General features: G+C 67.9%; 17 protein-coding genes. 9 read left to right on the forward strand and 8 right to left on the reverse strand.

The genetic code is table 11. From position 1 onward, the window contains the following. Positions 1-54: 54 nt before the first annotated feature. Together IE100_RS06290 and edd are read right to left on the reverse strand one after the other, a co-directional pair. Positions 55-681: a bifunctional 4-hydroxy-2-oxoglutarate aldolase/2-dehydro-3-deoxy-phosphogluconate aldolase gene (locus tag IE100_RS06290; RefSeq protein WP_120810283.1), complete on the reverse strand. Its 627-nt coding sequence runs from the start codon at positions 679-681 to the stop codon at positions 55-57. Between the two features lie 50 nt (positions 682-731). Beyond that, the gene (gene edd / locus IE100_RS06295; RefSeq protein WP_189373252.1) at positions 732-2,573 is read right to left on the reverse strand and encodes a phosphogluconate dehydratase; all 1,842 of its coding nucleotides are present in this window, start codon (positions 2,571-2,573) and stop codon (positions 732-734) included. Positions 2,574-2,828: 255 nt separating this feature from the next. Between edd and zwf the strand changes: the two genes are divergently transcribed. From zwf to IE100_RS06325, 6 genes are all read left to right on the forward strand, one after another. After that, positions 2,829-4,301 (forward strand): glucose-6-phosphate dehydrogenase, encoded by a 1,473-nt coding sequence (gene zwf, locus IE100_RS06300; RefSeq protein ID WP_189373253.1) that lies wholly within the window; start codon positions 2,829-2,831, stop codon positions 4,299-4,301. Positions 4,302-4,423: 122 nt separating this feature from the next. Continuing rightward, positions 4,424-5,101 carry a 6-phosphogluconolactonase gene (gene pgl, locus IE100_RS06305; RefSeq protein ID WP_189373254.1) on the forward strand — a complete coding sequence of 226 codons (678 nt, stop codon included), beginning with the start codon at positions 4,424-4,426 and terminating at the stop codon, positions 5,099-5,101. Further along, the gene (locus IE100_RS06310; RefSeq protein ID WP_189373255.1) at positions 5,082-6,068 is read left to right on the forward strand and encodes a glucokinase; all 987 of its coding nucleotides are present in this window, start codon (positions 5,082-5,084) and stop codon (positions 6,066-6,068) included. The genes pgl and IE100_RS06310 overlap by 20 nt, the downstream gene beginning before the upstream one ends. Beyond that, a complete protein-coding gene (gene hexR, locus IE100_RS06315; RefSeq protein WP_189353706.1) occupies positions 6,061-6,912 on the forward strand; it encodes a transcriptional regulator HexR in 852 nt (283 codons plus the stop codon). The genes IE100_RS06310 and hexR overlap by 8 nt, the downstream gene beginning before the upstream one ends. Positions 6,913-7,003: 91 nt before the next feature. After that, positions 7,004-8,650, forward strand: coding sequence for a glucose-6-phosphate isomerase (pgi, locus tag IE100_RS06320; protein WP_189373256.1), 1,647 nt, complete (start codon positions 7,004-7,006; stop codon positions 8,648-8,650). Positions 8,651-9,012: 362 nt separating this feature from the next. After that, on the forward strand, positions 9,013-10,623 hold the full coding sequence (locus IE100_RS06325; RefSeq protein WP_189373257.1) for a methyl-accepting chemotaxis protein: 1,611 nt from the start codon (positions 9,013-9,015) through the stop codon (positions 10,621-10,623). Between the two features lie 33 nt (positions 10,624-10,656). On the opposite strand, the gene IE100_RS06330 is transcribed toward IE100_RS06325, so the two are convergent. Beyond that, a complete protein-coding gene (locus IE100_RS06330; RefSeq protein ID WP_189373258.1) occupies positions 10,657-10,914 on the reverse strand; it encodes a hypothetical protein in 258 nt (85 codons plus the stop codon). 179 nt (positions 10,915-11,093) lie between these two features. Between IE100_RS06330 and IE100_RS06335 the strand changes: the two genes are divergently transcribed. Next, on the forward strand, positions 11,094-11,882 hold the full coding sequence (locus tag IE100_RS06335) for a substrate-binding periplasmic protein (RefSeq protein ID WP_229800261.1): 789 nt from the start codon (positions 11,094-11,096) through the stop codon (positions 11,880-11,882). 261 nt (positions 11,883-12,143) lie between these two features. Beyond that, entirely contained in the window at positions 12,144-12,722 is a 579-nt protein-coding gene (locus tag IE100_RS06340; RefSeq protein WP_189373259.1) for a LysE family translocator, read from the forward strand. Here IE100_RS06340 and IE100_RS06345 read toward each other — a convergent pair whose 3' ends face one another. From IE100_RS06345 to IE100_RS06355, 3 genes are all read right to left on the reverse strand, one after another. Then, positions 12,723-13,553 carry a helix-turn-helix transcriptional regulator gene (locus tag IE100_RS06345; protein ID WP_189373260.1) on the reverse strand — a complete coding sequence of 277 codons (831 nt, stop codon included), beginning with the start codon at positions 13,551-13,553 and terminating at the stop codon, positions 12,723-12,725. It abuts the gene before it with no gap. A gap of 262 nt (positions 13,554-13,815) precedes the next feature. After that, positions 13,816-15,198: an argininosuccinate lyase gene (gene argH, locus IE100_RS06350; protein WP_189373261.1), complete on the reverse strand. Its 1,383-nt coding sequence runs from the start codon at positions 15,196-15,198 to the stop codon at positions 13,816-13,818. Between the two features lie 264 nt (positions 15,199-15,462). Next, complete coding sequence (locus tag IE100_RS06355) at positions 15,463-15,996, reverse strand: hemerythrin domain-containing protein (RefSeq protein ID WP_189373262.1); 534 nt, start codon at positions 15,994-15,996, stop codon at positions 15,463-15,465. 754 nt (positions 15,997-16,750) lie between these two features. On the opposite strand from IE100_RS06355, the gene ampD reads away from it, so the two are divergent. Beyond that, entirely contained in the window at positions 16,751-17,302 is a 552-nt protein-coding gene (gene ampD / locus IE100_RS16410) for a 1,6-anhydro-N-acetylmuramyl-L-alanine amidase AmpD (RefSeq protein ID WP_268245214.1), read from the forward strand. A gap of 149 nt (positions 17,303-17,451) precedes the next feature. Here the strand turns inward: ampD and kup are convergent, their stop codons facing one another. Then, a complete protein-coding gene (gene kup / locus IE100_RS06365) occupies positions 17,452-19,317 on the reverse strand; it encodes a low affinity potassium transporter Kup (RefSeq protein ID WP_189373264.1) in 1,866 nt (621 codons plus the stop codon). Between the two features lie 178 nt (positions 19,318-19,495). Continuing rightward, on the reverse strand, positions 19,496-20,377 hold the full coding sequence (gcvA, locus tag IE100_RS06370; RefSeq protein WP_189373265.1) for a transcriptional regulator GcvA: 882 nt from the start codon (positions 20,375-20,377) through the stop codon (positions 19,496-19,498). Positions 20,378-20,448 lie beyond the last annotated feature (71 nt).

Here is a 20,448-nt window from a genome sequence, read left to right on the forward strand (position 1 = left end):
GCTTGCCGGGGAGAGGCGGCAAGCCCTTGTCAAAAACGGGAGTAAAGCCGTGCGTTAGCGCACCGCCAGCGCGCTGGCCTGTTGCGCCAGCGCGGTGATGCGTGCCCAGTCCTGGGCGGCGATGGCGTCGTCCGGGGTCAGCCAGCTGCCGCCGACGCACAGCACGTTGGGCAGCGCCAGGTAGTTCGGCGCGCTGTTGATGTCGATGCCGCCGGTCGGGCAGAAGCGCAGCTCCGGCAGCGGGCCGGCCAGCGCCTTCAGCAGCTTGATGCCGCCGACCGCCTCGGCCGGGAACAGCTTGAGGATGTTGAAGCCTTCGTCCTGCGCGTGCATCGCCTCGGATGGCGTGGCCACGCCGGGGATGAAGGGCACGCCGGACGCGCGCGCGGCGGCGGCCAGCTCCGGCGTCAGGCCGGGGCTGATGCCGAACTGGGCGCCGGCGTCGAGCGCGGCTTCCAGGTGGGCGCGGGTGCGCACGGTGCCGGCGCCGACGATGGCGTCCGGCACTTCGTCGCGGATGCGGCGCATCGCCGCCAGCGCGGCCTTGGTGCGCAGCGTGATTTCCAGCGTGCGGATGCCGCCGGCGACCAGCGCGCGGGCGAGGTCGACCGCGACCGCGGCGTCGTTGACCACGATCACCGGCATTACCGGGCCTTGGCGTAGCAGAGTCAGTGCGTCCATGTCTGTCCTTGTGTTGTCTGCGGCTGGCTGCGGCCAACCTTGGGGTGTCGTTACTGGCCGCGTGTCCACAGCGGATGGGCGAAGGTCATCGCGCCTTCCTCGGCGGTGGTGGCCTGCTGGCGCATGCCGGCGAACAGGTCGCGGCCGACGCCGTGCTGGTGCGCGTCAAGGTTGGCCGCAACGCGTTCGCGCGCCGCCCACTCGGTCGCCGCCACCAGGATGCTCAGCTCGCCGCGGTCGGCATCCAGCCGCACCAGGTCGCCGTTCTGCACCTTGCCGATGTCGCCGCCCAGCAGCGCCTCCGGCGACACGTGGATGGCGGCCGGCACCTTGCCGGAGGCGCCGGACATGCGGCCGTCGGTGACCAGCGCCACCTTGAAGCCGCGCTCCTGCAGCACGCCCAGCGGCGGCGTCAGCTTGTGCAGCTCCGGCATGCCGTTGGCGCGCGGACCCTGGAAGCGGATCACCGCGACGAAGTCCTTCTCCAGCTCGCCGCGCTTGAAGGCGGCCAAGAGTTCGTTTTGGTCGTGGAACACCACGGCCGGCGCTTCCACCACGCGGTGCTCGGCTTTCACCGCCGACACCTTGATCACCGCGCGGCCGATATTGCCGGTCAGCACCTTCAGGCCGCCGTCGGTGGAGAACGGGGTCGCGGCCGGGCGCAGCACGCTGTCGTCGCCGCTGGTCGCCGGCGCCGCGCGCCAGGCCAGCTTGCCGTCGTCGAGCCACGCTTCGCGGGTGTGCGCGCGCAGCCCACGGCCCATCACGGTGGTCACGTCGTCGTGCAGCAGGCCGGCGTCCAGCAGTTCGCGGATCACGAAGCCCATGCCGCCGGCGGCGTGGAAGTGGTTCACGTCGGCCTTGCCGTTGGGGTAGGCGCGCACGATCAGCGGTACTACGGCCGACAGTTCATCGAAATCGTCCCAGTTGACATCGATGCCGGCGGCGCGGGCGATGGCATTGATGTGCAGGGTGTGGTTGGTGGAGCCGCCGGTGGCGAGCAGGCCGACGATGCCGTTGACGATGGCCTTCTCGTCGATCACGTCGCAGATCGGGGTGAAACGACTGCCCTGCGCGCTGATCTCGGTGGCGACACGGGCGGCGTGGCGGGTCAGCGCCTCGCGCAGCGGGGTGTTCGGGTTGACGAAGGCGGCGCCCGGCAGGTGCAGGCCCATGATCTCCATCAGCATCTGGTTGCTGTTGGCGGTGCCGTAGAAGGTGCAGGTGCCGGGGCCGTGGTAGGACGCCGATTCCGATTCCAGCAGCGCGTCGCGGCCAACCTTGCCCTCGGCGAACAGCTGGCGCACCTTGGCCTTGTCGTCGTTGGAGATGCCGGTGGTCATCGGCCCGGCCGGCACGAACAGCGCCGGCAGGTGGCCGAAGGACAGCGCGCCGATCAACAGGCCCGGCACGATCTTGTCGCACACGCCCAGGTACAGCGCGGCGTCGAACATCTGGTGGGAGAGGGCGATGGCGGTGCTCATCGCGATCACGTCGCGCGAGAACAGTGACAGCTCCATGCCCTCGAAGCCCTGGGTCACGCCGTCGCACATCGCCGGCACGCCGCCGGCCACCTGCGCGGTGGCGCCGGCCTTCAGCGCCTCGTCCTTCAGCAGCGCCGGAAAGGTTTCCAGCGGCTGGTGCGCGGACAGCATGTCGTTGTAGGAGGTGACGATGGCGAGGTTAGGGCGTACCGACTCTTTCAGGTGAATCTTGATCCCGTCCGGCATCGCGGCGAACGCGTGCGCCTGGTTGGTACAGGACAGGTGGGCGCGCTCGACCTTGCCCTGGCGCACGGCGGCGCGGGCTTGGGCCAGATAAGTGGCGCGGGTGACGCGGCTACGCTCGATGATGCGCTGGGTCACGGCAGCAAGAACGGGATGCAGACTCATTGGTGTAGGCCCTGATTGGTGTGTCTGAATGGTAGTTTTACTACAGTTTGTTGGCAAGGTATTACGCGATAAAAATGCGCAACCGGCTGGTGGCTATGCTAGCAACCCTATGTAAATCAGCTGTTTGATGGGGTGTTGGTGATCGGCAACAGTGGTGTCGCCGAAATCTAATCGCGATGTTTACACATAGACAAGTCGCTGCCGTTTGGTAATATAACTACATCTGAACCTTGGGCGTAGAGAGAGAACAACAGGATGGAGAACACAAACCTGCACACCCCGGCCTTCGACATGGTGCTGTTCGGGGGCACCGGCGATCTGGTGATGCGCAAGCTGCTGCCGTCGCTGTACCAGGCGCACGCCGCCGGCCTGCTGCACGACGACGGCCGCCTGCTGGCGCTGGGCCGCCGCGACATGAGCCGCGACGACTACCTGGCGATGGTGGAAAAGAGCGCGCGCGTCCACATCAAGGAGCATTTCTCCGACACCGCCTGGCACAGCTTCCTCGCACGGGTGGAATACCTGAAGGTCGACGCCGCCACGCCGGAGCACTACCCGCTACTAGCCGACGCGCTGAACCGGCACGCCGGCCGCGTGGCGGTCTGTTATCTGGCCACCGCGCCGGACCTGTTCGAGGGCATCTGCGACAACCTCGCCGCCGTGGGCCTCAACCACGACAAGGTGCGCGTGGTGCTGGAGAAGCCGCTGGGCCACGACCTGGAGTCGTCGCACGAGATCAACGAAGCCGTCGCCCGCCACTTCCGCGAAGAGCAGCTGTACCGTATCGACCACTACCTGGGCAAGGAGTCGGTGCAGAACCTGCTGGCGATCCGCTTCGCCAACGCGCTGTTCGAGCCGCTGTGGCGCCGCGAGTGGATCCACGACGTGCAGATCACCATCGCCGAGGACCTCGGCGTCGGCACCCGCGGCGACTTCTACGACAACACCGGCGCGCTGCGCGACATGGTGCAGAACCACCTGCTGCAGCTGCTGTGCATCGTGGCGATGGAGCCGCCGGCCAACCTCGGCGCCGACGCGGTGCGCGACGAGAAGCTGAAGGTACTGAAGGCGCTGCGCCCGTTTACGGAGCAGGACGTGGCGAACAAGACCGTGCGCGCGCAGTACAAGGCCGGCGCGGTCGGCGGCCAGCCGGTGGTCGGCTACCTGCAGGAGCAGGGCATCCCCGCCGCCAGCCAGACCGAGACCTTCGTCGCCATCAAGGCCGAGATCGACAACTGGCGCTGGGCCGGCGTGCCGTTCTTCCTGCGCACCGGCAAGCGCATGCAGGAGCGCGTGGCCGAGATCGTGATCAATTTCCGCGACGTGCCGCACCAGCTGTTCCCCAGCCCGCTGGGCCTGAACACCGCCAACCGCCTGGTGATCCGCCTGCAGCCGGAGGAAAGCATCCGCCTGTACTTCCTGGCCAAGGAGCCGGGCGACACCCAGCGCCTGCAGCCGGTGCACCTGAACCTGGACTTCCACGAGTCGTTCAAGGTGCGCCGCGCCGACGCCTACGAGCGCCTGCTGCTGGACGTGATCCGCGGCAAGCTGGCGCTGTTCATGCGCCGCGACGAGCTGGTGGAGGCGTGGCGCTGGGTGGAGCCGATCATGGACAACTGGGCGCGCAGCACCACGCCGCCCAAGCAGTACACCGCCGGCAGCTGGGGCCCGGCCGCCTCCAGCGCGCTGCTGAGCCGCGACGGCATCAGCTGGCACGAGGAGTGCTGAAAACCGGCTGGCGGCCGGCCGCAAGGTTGGCCGCATCAACGGCGGCGACACCCCGCCGCCGGCGCGTTGAGACAACAAGACGCGCGGCAACACAGCCGCGCGCAGGCAACGGAGACACAGAGATGATGTTCCACGCTTTCGAATCGCAAGCGGCGGCGGCCGAGGTGCTCGCCCGCCGCGTCGCTTCCGACCTCGCCGCCGTCATCGGCCGCCGCGGTCACGCGGTGCTGGCGGTGTCCGGCGGCCGCTCGCCGGTGCCCTTCCTGCAGGCGCTGTCCGCCGAGGTGCTGGACTGGTCGCGCGTCTGCGTCACCCTGGTCGACGAACGCGTGGTCGCGCCCGATCACGCCGACAGCAACGCGGCGCTGGTGCGCGACCACCTGCTGCAGGGCGGCGCCGCCGACGCCGCGTTCCGGCCGCTGGTGAGCACCGCGGCCAACGTCGACGCCGAGCTGGCGCAGGCCGCCGCACAGTGGCAGACCCCGGACGTGGTGGTGCTGGGCATGGGCGACGACGGCCATACCGCGTCGCTGTTCCCCGATGCGGCCAACCTCGCCGAGGGCCTGGACCCGGCCAATCCGGCCGCGCTGCTGGCGGTGGTGCCGCCCGAGGCGCCGCACACCCGCATCAGCATGACGCTGGCCGAGATCCTGCGCAGCGGCAAGCTGTATCTGGCGATTGCCGGTGACAACAAGCGGCGGGTGCTGGAACATGCCAGCCGCACGCTGAGCGCGGCGCAGCCGGTCAGCCATCTACTGCAACAAACGGAGAACCCGCTTCATGTCTACTGGGCAGCCTAATCCTTTCCCGCGCCTGCTGGCCGACATCGGCGGCACCAACGCCCGCTTCGCACTGGAAACCGCCCCCGGGGTGCTGGAAGACATCGACGTGTTGCCGTGCCGGGACTACCCGACGCTGGTCGACGCCATCCGCAGCTATCTGGAGCGCGCCGCCAGCCGCGCGGTGCACCACGCCGCCATCGGCATCGCCAACCCGGTGACCGGCGACTGGGTGCAGATGACCAACCACCACTGGGCGTTCTCGATCGAGGCCACCCGCCAGGAGCTGGGCTTTGCCACGCTGCTGCTGCTCAACGACTTCACCGCGCTGGCGATGTCGCTGCCCTTCCTGCCGGCCGCCGAGCTGGTGCAGGTCGGCGGCGGCGAGCCGCGCCACGGCGCCAAGGCGCTGATCGGCGCCGGCACCGGCCTCGGCGTCTCCGGCCTGCTGCCGCACGCCGGCGGCTGGGTGGCGATCGCCGGCGAGGGCGGCCACGTCGCCTTCGCCCCCGGCAACGAGGAAGAGGTGGCGCTGTGGCGCTACGCGCAGCGCCGTTTCGGCGAGCACGTGTCCGCCGAGCGCTTCCTGTCCGGCCCCGGGCTGGAGCTGATCTTCGACGCGCTGGCCGAGGCCGACGGCGAAGCCGCCGGCCAGCTGCCGGCGGCGGCGATCAGCGAGCGCGGCCTGTCCGGCACCTGCCCGCGCTGCGTGAAGGTGCTGGCGCTGTTCTGCGGCATGCTCGGCAACGCCGCGGCCAACCTGGCGGTGACGCTGGGCGCGGTCGGCGGCGTCTACATCGGCGGCGGCATCGTGCCGCGCTTCGGCGAGCTGTTCGCGCGCTCGCCGTTCCGCGAGCGCTTCGAGGCCAAGGGCCGCTTCCGCGACTACACCCGCGCGCTGCCGGTGTACGTGATCCACAGCGCCTACCCGGCGCTGACCGGGGTACAGGCCGCGCTGCGCGACCATCTGGGAGAGCGCAATGCTTGAGAAAATCCGTGCCGAGCTGGACACCCTGTCCGGCGCCGAACGCCGCGTCGCCGAGCAGGTGCTGGCGCAGCCGTATACCGTGATGCAGTCGGCGGTGTCCGACATCGCCGCCAGCGCCGGCGTCAGCCAGCCGACGGTGATCCGCTTCTGCCGCAGCATGGGCTTTTCCGGCCTGTCCGACTTCAAGCTCAAGCTGGCCGGCACCCTGGTCGGCGGCGTGCCCTTTGTTCACTCCAGCGTGCGCCCGGAAGACCCGGTGTCGGAGATCACCGCCAAGGTGTTCGACAACACCGTCACCGCGCTGCTCAAGTGCCGCAACGAGGTCAACCCGCAGGCGGTGGACGAGGCGGTGGAGCTGCTGGCCCACGCCCGCCGCATCGAGTTCTACGGCCTCGGCAACTCCGGCATCATCGCCGCCGACGCGCAGCACAAGTTCTTCCGTTTCGGCATCCCCACCGTCGCCTACGCCGACAGCCACATCCAGATCATGGCCGCCTCGGTGCTGACCCCGGACGACGTGCTGGTGACCATCTCCAGCTCCGGCCGCTCGCGCGAGCTGATGGACGCGGTGGACGTGGCGCTGGCCAATGGCGCCAAGGTGATCGCCATCACCGTGCCGGACACGCCGCTGGCGGCGCGTGCCACGGTGACGCTGGCGGTGGATGCACCGGAAGACAGCGAGACCTACAGCCCGATGCTGTCGCGCATCCTGCACCTGGTGATCATTGACATCCTGACGGTCGGCGTCGCGCTCAAGCGCGGCCCCGGCCTGGTGACGCAACTGGAAAAAGCCAAGCGCAGCCTGAAGCAGAAGCGCCTGCGCGGCGACGAAGACCATGACTAGCGCTGCCGCCAACCGCCCGCGCGGCCGGCGCAAACCAGCCAGCCCGCCAGAGGTTGGCCGCAACAAGACGACAAAGAGACCCGGAGCCATCATGAGCAAACTGACCCAGCTTCCCGCCTGGCACGCCCTGTGGGACCACTTCAACGACGCCAAGAACCTGCACATGCGCGAGCTGTTCGACAGCGATCCTGCGCGTGCCGAACGCTACTCGCTGGAAGTCGGCGGCCTGTTCCTGGACTACTCCAAGAACCGCATCACCGATGCCACGCTGCAGGGGCTGATGCAGCTTGCGCGCGAGGCCGGCCTGCCGGCACGCATCAAGGCGATGTTCAAGGGAGAGAAGATCAACAGCACCGAACACCGCGCCGCGCTGCACGTGGCGCTGCGCAACCGCACCAACTCGCCGATCCTGGTCGACGGCGAGGACGTGATGCCCAAGGTGAACTCGGTGCTGTCGCGCATGGGCAAGTTCGCGCACGCGGTGCGTTCCGGCGAGTGGCTGGGCTACACCCACCAGCCGATCACCGACATCGTCAACATCGGCATCGGCGGCTCCGACCTCGGCTCGCTGATGGTCTGTAGCGCGCTCAAGCCCTTCGGCCACCCGCGCATGAACATGCACTTCGTGTCCAACGTCGACGGCGCGCAGCTGAAGGAAACGCTGAAGAAGGTGCACCCGGAGACCACGCTGTTCGTGGTGGAATCCAAGACCTTCACCACCCAGGAAACCCTGACCAACGCGCTGACCGCGCGCGACTGGTTCGTGGCGCGCGCCCGCGACGAGAAGGCCGTGGCCAAGCACTTTGTGGCGGTGTCCACCAACAAGAAGGCCGTCGCCGACTTCGGCATCGACCCGGCGAACATGTTCGAGTTCTGGGACTGGGTCGGCGGCCGCTACAGCCTGTGGTCGGCCATCGGCCTGCCCATCATGCTGTACCTGGGCGAGGAGAACTTCACCGAGCTGCTCAACGGCGCCCACATCATGGACCAGCACTTCGCCAACGCGCCGTTCGAGCAGAACATGCCGGTGCTCTTGGCGATGATCGGCGTGTGGTACATCAACTACTACGGCGGCGGCTCGCACGTGATTGCGCCGTACGACCAGTACCTGCACCGCCTGCCGGCCTTCATCCAGCAGCTGGACATGGAGTCCAACGGCAAGCAGACCATGCTCGACGGTGCGCCGGTGGACTTCGAGACCGCGCCCATCATCTGGGGCGAGACCGGCATCAACGGCCAGCACGCGTTCTTCCAGCTCTTGCACCAGGGCACCCACATCTCGCCGATCGACCTGATCTGCTCGCTGCAGAACAGCTCCAGCCTGCCCGGCCACCACGAGATCCTGCTCGCCAACGTGTTCGCGCAGGCGGAGGCCTTCATGCGCGGCAAGACCGCGGACGAGGCGCGCAGCGAACTGGAGGCGCAGGGGCTGACGGGTGAGGCGCTGGAGGCGCTGGTGCCGCACAAGGTGTTCGCCGGCAACCGCCCGACCAACACCCTGCTGATGGACAGGCTCGACCCGCGCAACCTGGGCAGCCTGATCGCCGCCTACGAGCACAAGATCTTCGTGCAGGGCGTGATCTGGCACATCAACAGCTTCGACCAGTGGGGGGTGGAGCTCGGCAAGCAGCTGGCCAAGACCATCCACGCCGAGCTGGCCGGCAAGCTGAAATCGGCGCCGCACGACAGCTCGACCAAGGCGCTGATCGAGCGCTACCGCCGCGCCAACGCGCAGTAAGGCGTCGCCATCCCCCACCCCGACCGGAGCCTCGTGCTCCGGTTTTTTTATGGCCGCGGCGGGGGCGAACTAGGGAAAACCGCAGTGAGGAACTCCCCAATGGTGGGGCCGCCAGGCGCGGCACTAGCATGGTCTTGCCGTCGTCGCCGCCATGACGGCCTTGTTTCATGACAATGGCTGGCTATGCTGAACCAAGGTTATGACGTTGGCCGCAAAGGGCCGCGCGCGGCGGCCGGCAAGCCGCAATATTACCGGGCCGTTGTCAGCGCTTTGTAAGCCCGCGCTGCTAGAGTTGGCCGCGAGTTGTCGGCACGGGCCGCCTGCCGGCCTGTCTTTCTGTCCCCGTTTGCAAGGAAATCATCATGCGCGTTTCTACCCGGCTGGCCGTCATCATCCTGGCCAGCTTTATCGGATTGCTGCTGCTGGCCGGGCTGTCGCTGCACAGCATCCGCCAGTCGCTGTACGAGGAAAAACAGGCCTTCATCGTCAACCAGCTGCGCATGGCGGAAGGCGTGCTCGGCCACTACGCCGCCGCGGCGCAGCAGGGGCGGCTGAGCCAGGCCGACGCGCAGCAGCAGGCGCGGCAGGCGCTGGCGATGCTGACGGTGGACGACGTGTACTTCTTCGCCCGCGACAAGGACAACGTGATGCAGGTGCACATCAAGGCCGACCGCATCGGCAAGGTCGACCTCGGCTCCAAGCTGCCGGACGGGCGCACCACGGTGGACGCCTACAACGAGGCACTGCGCACGGCCAAGTACGGCCTCACCGAGATCTACACCACGCGCAAGGGCTCCGACGAGCAGGTGCCCAAGCTCAACGGCGTGGTGCGTTTCGAGCCCTGGGGCTGGATGGTGGGCACCGGCATCTTCGTCGACGACATCGCCGCCACCTTCTGGCGCAATGCCTCGCTGCTGCTGGCGCTGGCGGCCGTGGTGCTGGTGGTGCTGGCGGCGCTGGCGCTGACCATGTCGCGCCGCATCATCGGCTCGCTCGGCGGCGAGCCGGCCTACGCGGTGGCGGTGGTGGAGGCGATCGCCGCCGGCGACCTCAACCAGACCATCCGCCACAACGGCAAGCCGCACAGCCTGCTGTTCGTGATGGCGGCGATGCAGCAGAAGCTGCGCGAGATGATCGCGCAGATCAGCGACTCCGCCGCGCAGCTGGGCAATACCGCCGCCGCGCTGGGCGAGCAGATGCAGCGTCTGGACACGGTGTCCGCTACCGCCAACGACTCCACCACCGCGGCGGCGGCGGCGATCGAGCAGCTGTCGGTGAGCATCGACCACGTGTCCGACAGCGCGCGCCAGACCGAGGTCGATTCGCGCGGCGTGGCACAGCTGGCGCAGCAGGGGCTGGGGGTGGCGCAAGGCGTGGTGTCCAGCATCCGCGGCATTGCCGGCGAGGTCAGCGACGCCTCCGGCCGCGTGCTGTCGCTGAGCGAACGCACGCGCAGCATCAGCGGCATCGCCGACACCATCCGCGACATCGCCGACCAGACCAATCTGCTGGCGCTGAACGCGGCGATCGAGGCGGCGCGGGCCGGCGAGCTGGGGCGCGGCTTCGCGGTGGTGGCGGACGAGGTGCGCAAGCTGGCGGAGCGCACCGCGCAGGCCACCAGCGAGATTTCCACCATCATCCACAGCGTGGTGCAGGAGACCGCCGGGGTATCCGGCGCGATGGAACAGATCGCGCCGCTGGTGGAGGACGGCGTGCAGCAGGTGACGCAGCTGGCCGGTGCGCTGGGCCAGATCGACGACAAGGCCGGCCACACGCTGGAACGCTTCCGCAACGTGGCGCTGGCGATGAGCGAGCAGAGCCAGGCCGGGGTCAGCATCGCCGGCAGCGTGGAGCAGGTGGTGCAGGTGGTGGAGGAAACGCAGTCCTCGGTACGCTTCACCACCGGCGCCTCGGCGCGGCTGCAAACGTTGGCCGCAGACCTGCAGCAGGCGGTGTCGCGCTTCCGCGTGTAGGGTGGCGGCGACCGTTGCCGGTCGCCGGGGGGCTTAGTACTTGCTGCTTTCGCTCATGCACTTTTTCACGAAGCTGTTCTTGGCGGCGCCGGCCAGTTTCTTCTCGGCGGCCTTGCCGTCGCACATGGCTTGCGCGTTGCCTGGCTGTTCGCGTTCGCACTTCTTCATGAAGCTGTTCTTGGCGGCGCCGGCGAGCTTCTTCTCGGCAGCCATTTTTTCGCAGGCCGGATTGGCGGCCAGCAGCGGGCCGGAGAACAGCGAGAGGGTCAGCAGCAGGATCAGTTGACGCATGGTGTGTCCTTTCGGGAGGGGGAGTCGGGGCTGGGCGCCGTCACGGCGCCTGGCTTCACTATGGTTGCTGCCGGTCAAAAATGAAATGCCGCTTGTTGCGCTATGCTGGTCATGGCATTGTCACGCGGCAATGCCATCATCACTGGCTAGGCGAGGGCAGACACGGGATGCGACAGGGAATGAGCGGGAGAGGGATTGGCGGATGGCTGGCGCTGCTGTGCGCCCTGCCGCTGGCGGCGCTGGCGGCAAGCGAACGGCCGCAGCTGAGCATCGTCGCCATGGACCAGGCGTCGCCGCCCTACGTCATCGGCGAGGGCAGCGGCTTCGCGCCGCAGCCCGGCCTCGCCGTCGAGCTGGCGCAGCGGGCGGCGAAGGCCTGCGGCGTCGAGCTGCAGTTGCTGCGCCAGCCGGGGCTGCGCATGCTGCAGAGCCTCAAGAGCGGCAGCGCCGACGCCGCGCTGCTGCTGTCCTACAACGAGGAGCGCGCGCAGTTCGCCGTCTATCCGCTGCGCGACGGCCAGCCCGACGGCCGCCGGCGCATGAGCACGCTGAGTTACGTGCTGCTCGTGCGCCACGACAGCCAGCTTGCGTGGGATGGCGAGCGGCTGAACCCGCCGCAGGCGGTGGTGGGCAGCAATATCGGCTGGTCGGTGATCAAGGACCTGGAACGCCTCCAGATCAAGGTGGAAACCGCGCTCAACGTCGACAGCAACTTCAACAAGCTGCAGGCCGGGCGCATCGACGCCTACGCGATCCAGGACCTGCTGGCTGCCGGCTACCTGTCCACGCATCCGAAGCTCGCGGTGCGCGCGCTGCCGCAGCCGCTGGTGAGCAAGGACTACTTCATGCCGTTCAGCCGCCAGTTCGCCGCCCGCCAGCCGCAGCTGGTGCAGTGCATGTGGCAGCAGGTGGCGCGCCAGCGCGACGCGCTGCTGAAGCGGCGCATGGCGGCCTACCTCCATCACTGACGCGGCCAGGGTTGGCCGCAAGAAAAGCCGACGCCCGCGCGTCGGCTTTCTGTCGTGGCCAGCGGTGGCGGGCGGCCTGTCCTGACGTCCCCGCCGGTTGCAAGGCCTTGCTTGCCACCGCTGCCGGTACGCGCTGCGCCTTTCCCGCGATCACCGGCCGGCTTGTTGGCGCGGCGTGGCCGTCAACAGGGTAATTTCGTTCAATACCGGTCACACCGGATTTCTTACGCTGCAGGCTCTTTCATCCACGGGGAGCAACCCATGAGCCTGTATCTGTCGATGTCCTTGTTTGCGCTGGCGGCCTCCATTTCTCCGGGGCCGGTGAATCTGCTGGGCCTGGCCCACGGCGTGCAGTACGGTTTTCGTGCCAGCTTGCGGCATGTCACCGGCGCGACCATGGGATTTACCCTGTTACTGCTGTTGATCGGCCTCGGCCTGCACGAGCTGCTGACCCGCTGGCCCTTGGTGACCGTCGTCATCAAGTGGGCCGGTGCCGCCTTCCTGCTGTACATGGCCTGGAAGTTGTTCCGCGCGGATGGCGCACTGGGAGAGCGGCGTGCCGGGCAGGCGCCGTCGTACTGGCAGGGCGCGCTGATGCAGTGGCTGAACCCGAAGGCCTGGCTGGCGTCGGTGGCCGGCATGGGGGCCTTTGCCGGCGGCGACAGCCTGCTGGTCTGGCAATTCAGCGCGCTGTACTGGGCGATCTGCTATCTCTCGCTGGCGTGCTGGGCTTATGCCGGCGCGGCGCTGGGGCAATACCTGCACTCTGCCGCCCGTATCCGGCTGCTGAACCGCGTGCTGGCGGTCTTACTGCTGCTGAGCACGGCCTTGCTGTTCTGATCAGCGCCGGTAATGCCCCGGCGTGACGGCGGTGAGGCGCTTGAACACGCGCTGGAAATGCGCCTGGTCGGCAAAGCCGCTGGCGTGGGCGACTTCCGCCAGTGGCTGGCGGCCACGCAGCAGACGTCTGGCATGCTGGATGCGGCAGTTGAGCAGATAGGCGTGCGGCGTCATGTGGTAGTGCTGGCTGAAGGCACGGATCAGGTAGGACGGCGACAGCGAGGCCGCCGCGCAGATCTGCTGCAGCGTCAGGGACTCGGTAGCGTGGCTGTGGATGAAGTCGACGGCCCGCGCCAGCCGGTCCGGCGCGCCAGGCGCTGGCAGCCTGCCAGACGACAAGGCGGGCAAGACCTCGCTGAAAAACTGCACGGCGACGCTTTCCTTCAGTAGCGGTTCGCTATCGGCGGCGGTCAGCACGGCGTGAAAACGGGTAAAGGCGGCGTACAGGCGCGGGTCGGTACTGAGCTGGCAGGCCAGCGGCTGGAAGTCGCCATGCGGCGACAGCCCCAGCTCGGCCTGCCGGGCGCCCAGCCAGTCCTGGTCCACATACAGCATGCGATACGCCCAGCCGGCGCCGCGAACCGGCGCGCAGGCGTGCACCTCGCCCGGGTTCATCGTCAGCACGCTGCCGGCGGCGATCTCGTGCCGCTGGCTGCCGTTCAGGTAGTGGCTGTGGCCGCCATCAATCACGCCCAGCGAGAACGTCTCGTGCGAGTGTTTTTCGTAGCAGACCTTGCGGCCGTCCGTGACGGTGCGGGACTCGATGAAAGGCAGCGCGTCATCACGCCAGAAGCGGGATGCTTGCTGCGGGGCCGGGCGTGCTTGCGCCATGGTTGTGTCACTTCTGTCGGGCATTGAACACGAACAGCATAGCCTGCCCCGGCACGAAAACAAAAGAACCGTCACCCGGTGCCGCATCGGTTGTCGCGTGGTGTGGCACCGGTTACTGGTCGGCTCCGTGAGGCAGCACCGGCTCAGCCCGCGCTGGCATTGGCCGGCAAGGCGGTTTTGCAAGCGGGGTGGAAAACAACAAGGCCGGGATGATCCCGGCCTTGTCGTGCAAGCTGGCGGCGCAAGGTTGGCCGCAAGCCGCTTAGCCAGCCAGACGCGCGCGGTGGCGGGCGATCTGCGCGCGCACCTGGTTCGGCGCGGTGCCGCCGACGTGGTCGCGCTGTGCCAGCGAACCTTCCGGCGTCAGCACGGTGAACACGTCCTGCTCGATCAGCGTGCTGAACTCGCGCAGCTTTTCCAGGCTGAGGTCGGCAATGTCCACGCCCTGCAGCTCGGCATGGCGCACGGTCAGTGCCACCACTTCGTGGCTGTCGCGGAACGGCATGCCTTTTTTCACCAGATAGTCGGCCAGATCGGTGGCGGTGGCGAAGCCCTGCAGCACCGCGGCGCGCATCGCTGCCGGCTTCACGGTGATGCCGCGCATCATGTCGGCGTAGATGCGCAGGGTGTCGATCAGCGTGTCGGCGGTATCGAACAGCGGTTCCTTGTCTTCCTGGTTGTCTTTGTTGTAGGCCAGCGGCTGTGCCTTCATCAAGGTAACCAGCGCGATCAGGTGGCCCACCACGCGGCCGGATTTGCCGCGTACCAGCTCCGGCACGTCCGGGTTTTTCTTCTGCGGCATGATGGAGCTGCCGGTGCAGAAGCGGTCGGCGATGTCGATGAAGCCGACGCGCGGGCTCATCCACAGGATCAGCTCTTCCGACAGGCGGCTCAAATGCACCATCACCAGGCTGGCGGCGGCGGTGAATTCGATGGCGAAGTCACGGTCGGACACCGCGTCCAGCGAGTTGTGGCACACGTCGTCGAAGCCCAACAGCTGCGCGGTGTAGAAGCGGTCGATGGGGAAGGTGGTGCCGGCCAGTGCGGCGGCGCCCAGAGGCAGGCGGTTCACCCGCTTGCGGCAGTCGGTCATGCGCTCGGCGTCGCGGCCCAGCATCTCCACGTAGGCCAGCATGTGGTGGCCGAAGGTTACCGGCTGGGCCACCTGCAGGTGGGTGAAGCCCGGCATCACGGTGTCGGCGTTGGCTTCGGCCAGGTCCAAGAGGCTGCTCTGCAGCTCGGCGATCAGTACCACGATGGCGTCGATCTGCGCGCGCAGCCACAGGCGGATGTCGGTGGCCACCTGGTCGTTGCGCGAACGGCCGGTGTGCAGGCGCTTGCCGGCGTCGCCGATCTTGTCGGTGAGGCGGCGCTCGACGTTCATGTGCACGTCTTCCAGGTCCACGCTCCACTCGAAGTTGCCGGCGCGGATGTCGGCGATGATCTCGCCCATGCCGTCGCGGATGGCGGCGAGATCGGCATCGGACAGCACGCCGGATTTGTTCAGCATCGCGGCGTGGGCCAGCGAGCCTTCGATGTCGAATTCGGCCAGACGCTTATCGAAGGTGACCGAAGCGGTGTATTTCTTGACCAGCTCGGAGACCGGCTCGGAGAAGCGGCCAGACCAGGCGTGCGTGTCTTGCATGGTGATGATGTCCCGGGGTTGTACGTGGAGGGCGTGTCTGGCCAACGATTATAAGGAAAGCCCGCCATCAGGGCGAGGGCGGGCTGGTTTCAAGCGTTCGATTACGCGTTTAGAGCGTGTTCACGATCTCGCGCGCTCACGCGAGACAAGGCGAAAACGGCTGAGGAAGCGGAGTTTACAAGTGGTAAATACGCATATCTCAATCGTACTTAACGCTGTATCGCCCCAGTTGAAATCAAATCGCAGCAGATCGTGTACAGGCTCTCAGCGTGGCGTGGTGCGCCGCGCCGCCATGCGCTGGCCGGCGTCGCGCAGCTCGTCCTCGCCGATCAGCTGGCCGGCGACCGGGAACAGCCAGTCCTCCTCGCGCTGCGCGTGCTCGCGGTACAGGCGGGTGAACTCGGCGATGGCGGCGGCATCGAGGTCGGCCAGCTCGCCGCGGCCGAAGGCCTGCAGTTGGTCGTGGATGGCGCGCCAGCGTGCATTCAGGTAGCCGTGCTCGGCCAGCAGCTGTTCGATCTTGGCGGCGGCGTCCGGCTGCCGTGCCACGATCAGCGGGAACAGCTCCTGCTCCTCGTCCTGGTGGTGCGCCGGGCCGGCGATCTCGAAATAGCGCACGATGCCGGCGATGGTGTTCAGCACCGCGTGGCTGTGGCCGTGCTCGGCGATGTAGCCGGGCAGCGCGTCCAGCTGCCCGCAAAAGTGGCGCACCTTGTCGTGACAGGCGTACAGCATGTCCAGCGGTTCGTCGAAGGAAGGCGCGGGGATCGCGCTGGTGAGGGCGTCCAGGCTCAGCATGGCGTGCTCCGGAAAACGGTGGGTGGTTTCAGAACCTGTTCACAATCTGCTGCGCCTTCGTGATCCTGAGTTGGGATTGGCCAAAAAATGCTCATTGACCCCGTGTCAACTGCGCTTTTTTGGCCAATCCCGCCTTGTCTGACTTTGGCTCGCGAGATCGTGAACACGTTCTCAGTATGGTGCATGGCGGCGGCGCTGCCCATGATCCGTCTCAAGCGGCGGGCGGGGATTTGCATTACAGTCTCGGCTGGTATTTTTTTGCTGCAGACGAGTGATGACTGTCCCGTTCCTGATCCGTGAACTGTGCCGCGACGATGCGGCCAACCTGGCCGCCGCGCTGGCGCTGCACGACGCCGCCCATGCGCTGGAAGTGGCGTGGCTGGCGGGCTACCCGCTGCCGCGACTGTGGCACGGCACCGCCGACATCGCCGCCAGTCCGCTGAACATCCTTGCCGGCTACGACGAAACGATGCAGCTGTGCGCCTTGCTGGCCTGCGGCCGGGCCGACGACGGCAGCCTCGACATCGTGCGCCTGCTGGTGGCGCCGGCGCGCCTGGGCGAGGGCTGGGCCGGGCGCCTGCTCACCGCCGCGCTGGCCGGCGAAACGGCGGCCACGGTCAGCAGCGCGCAGGCCAACCGCGCTGCGCTGCGCTGCTACCACAAGGCCGGCTTCGTGCGCCAGCGCGACTTCGCCACCGCGGACGGGCTGGCGCTGACCACGCTGCGCTGGCAGCGCGACGACAGCGAACTGCCGCTGACGCTGGACGCCGACGGCTGGGTCAACGAGGCAGAGCGGCTGCCGTCGCCCAATTGCGACAGTTATCCACAGCCGGAGGTGCCGCTGCTGGTTATCCACAATATCAGCCTGCCGCCGTACCGCTACGGCGGCGACGGCGTGGCGCAGCTGTTCGGCAATCGCCTCGATCCGGCGGCCGATCCCTACTACGCCACCATCGCCCACCTGCGGGTGTCGGCACACTTCTTCATCCGTCGCGACGGCAGCCTGCTGCAGTTCGTGTCCACCCGCCAGCGCGCGTGGCACGCCGGGGTGTCGCAGTGGCGCGGCCGCGAGCGCTGCAACGACTTCGCGCTGGGCATCGAGCTGGAAGGCTGCGATTTCGAGCCGTTCTGCCACGCGCAGTACCGCACGCTGGCGGCACTGGCGCGCCTGCTGCAGCGCGAGTGCGGCATCGAGGCCATCACCGGCCACCAGCACATCGCGCCGGGGCGCAAGACCGATCCGGGGCCGTACTTCGACTGGCCAAGGTTGGCCGCAGCGGTGGGGCGGGCATTGCCGGAGAACTGAGCCGGTGGCACGAGGATGAGGGGGCAGAAGTCACGCCAGGAGGCGGTCGGCTGGCGGCAAGCGCGGTCCTGATGTCGCACTAAAAAGGGCAAGCCCTCCGGCTTGCCCTTGTCGTGACGGCTGGCGGCCAACCTTGGCCGCCGCGCGGTTTACAGCTCGACCTGCGCACCCATCTCCACCACGCGGTTGGTCGGGATCTGGAAGAAGTCGGTGGCGCGCAGCGCGTTGCGGCTCATCCACACGAACAGCGTCTCGCGCCACGGCGGCAGGCCTTCGCGCTCGGTCTGGATCAGCGTCTCGCGCGACAGGAAGAATGAGGTGTCCATCAGCTCGAAAACCAGGCCCTGCGCCGCGCACAGGTCGAGGATCTGCTGCACGTCCGGCGTTTCCTTGAAGCCGTAGTAGGCCATCACCCGCCAGAAGCTGTCGGACAGCTGCAGGACTTCCACCCGCTCGTCCTCGTCGACGTAGGGGATGTCCTCGCCGCGGATGGTCATCAGCACCACCCGCTCGTGCAGCACCTTGTTGTGCTTCAGGTTGTGCAGCAGCGCGTGCGGTACGCCGTGGGTGGTGCTGGTGAGGAATACCGCGGTGCCCTGCACCCGCTCCGGCGGGTAGGCTTCCATGTTCTCGACGAAGCCGTCCAGCGGGATCGCCATCTCGTTCAGGCGCTGCATCAGCAGGCGGCGGCCCTGTTTCCAGGTGGTCATCAGGATGAAGGCGCCGATGCCGATCAGCAGCGGCAGCCAGCCGCCGGCGAAGATCTTCACCACGTTGGCGAGGAACAGCGGCAGGTCGATCACCAGCAGCGCGACCAGCAGCGGTGCCACCAGCGCCCGCGGCCAGCTCCAGCCGCGCCAGGCGACGGTGCATACCAGGATGGAGGTGATCACCATGGTGCCGGTCACGGCGATGCCGTAGGCGCCGGCCAGCGCGCTGGAGTTCTGGAACATCCCCACCACCGCGATCACCGCCAGCAGCAGGCCCCAGTTGATCAGCGGGATGTAGATCTGGCCGATCTCGTTGTCCGAGGTGTGGGTGATCTCCATGCGCGGCAGGTAGCCCAGCTGCACCGCCTGGCGGGTCAGCGAGAACACGCCGGAGATCACCGCCTGCGACGCGATCACCGTGGCGCAGGTGGACAGGATCACCAGCGGCAGCAGCGCCCACTGCGGCGCCAGGTGGAAGAACGGGTTGGCGCGCGCCTCCGGGCTGGCGAGGATCTCGGCGCCCTGGCCGAAGTAGTTCAGCAGCAGCGCCGGCAGCACGTAGAAGAACCAGGCCAGGCGGATCGGCCTGGCGCCGAAGTGGCCCATGTCGGCGTACAGCGCCTCGGCGCCGGTCAGCGCCAGCACCACCGAGCCCAGCGCCAGGAAGCCGATGGTGCCGTGGCTGAACAGGAAGTCGATGCCCCACAGCGGGTTCAGCGCCGCCAGCACCTGCGGATTGCGCAGGATGCCGAGCACGCCGAGCGTGGCCAGCGCCGCGAACCACAGCATCATCACCGGGCCGAACAGCTTGCCGACACTGGCGGTGCCGTGCTTCTGGATCAGGAACAGGCCGATCAGCACCGCCAGCGCCAGCGGCAGCACGTAGGGCTTGAACGCCGGGGTGATCACCTCCAGCCCTTCCACCGCCGACAGCACCGAAATGGCCGGCGTGATCACCACCTCGCCGTAGAAGAAGCCGCCGCCCATCAGGCCGATGGCGGCCAGTATCCAGCCGCGCGGGCCGACGCAACGCCGCGCCAGCGCCATCAGCGTCAGGATGCCGCCCTCGCCGCGGTTGTCGGCGCGCAGCACGAAGCTGAGGTATTTCAGCGACACGACCAGGATCAGGCCCCAGACGATCAGCGACAGGATGCCCAGCACGTTGGCCGGCGTGACCGCCAGGCCCAGGTGGGGGCCGAAGCATTCTTTCAGGGTGTAGAGGGGGCTGGTGCCGATGTCCCCGTACACGACCCCCAGCGCCGCCAGCGTGATACCGGCGAGCGCCTGTTTGTTTTGAGCCTGCATGATTTTGTGTATTTTTTGGTGGGTGGCGCCGCCACGGATGTTGCAGCGCAGTATTGCGAATCTCGGGTGAGCGCGAAGCTTACTCTTGTGCCCTGCAATGTGCCATGCGGCGCCCGCTTTTGTAGCGCAATTGCGGGCGCAGTGTAGAGCCGATGCGACAGGTGGTGCGCCGGCGCGGCTAAATGCCGCCTTCTTCCTCCAGCCAGGCGCAGAAATCGGCGCACAGCGGGTCTTCCGCCAGCGTCAGCGGCAGCACCCAGGAGTAGCCGCGCGCCTTCACCCGCGGCCCGTCCAGCGGCGCCACCAGCTTGCCGCTGGCGATCAGCGCGTCGGTCACCGGCTGCGCGCCGAGCACCACCCCCAGGCCGTCGACCGCCGCCTGCAGCGCCAGATAGTAGTGGTCGAAGTGCTGGTGCGCCGCCGCCTGCAGCGCCGGGCTGCCGGCCGCCGCCAGCCAGCGCTCCCACGACACCGGCCGCGTTTCCGAGTGCAGCAGCGTGTGCCGCGCGAGGTCGGCCACCGTCGCCAGCGGCCTGCTCGCCAGCAGCGCCGGGCTCAGCAGCGGCTGTTCGTGCTCGGTGAGGAACAGGTGCGACACGAAGCCGTGCCAGTGGTCATGGCCGCGGCGGATGGCGATGTCGAAATCGGCGTGCTGGTCGTGGATGATGGTGTCCGAGGTCGCCAGCCGCAGCTCGACGCCGGGATGGCGCAGCTGGAAGCGTGTCAGCCGTGGCAGCAGCCAGTGCATCGCCAGCGTCGGCGTGGCGTTGATGCGCAGCTGCCGCGTGCGATCCTGGGTCAGGCGCTCGGTGGCGGTGGCGATGCTGTCGAAGGCGGTCTGCAGCACCGGCAGGTACTGGCGACCGTTGTCGGTGAGCAGCACGCGCTTGCCGACGCGGTCGAACAGCGCCAGCCCCAGCCAGTCCTCCAGCTGCCGGATCTGGCGGCTGATGGCGCCGTGGGTCACATGCAGCTGTTCCGCCGCGGCGCTGAAACTGCCGCAGCGTGCCGCGGCTTCAAAGGCGCGCAGGGCGTTGAGTGGGGGGAGTCGCCGGTTCATGCTTGTGAGCATAACGCACAAGCGAAGTCGGAAAAACTCGTTTGTCGCCACCCCCGCTTCCGCACTACGCT

The organism is Vogesella alkaliphila (assembly GCF_014652475.1).
Classification (GTDB): domain Bacteria; phylum Pseudomonadota; class Gammaproteobacteria; order Burkholderiales; family Chromobacteriaceae; genus Vogesella; species Vogesella alkaliphila.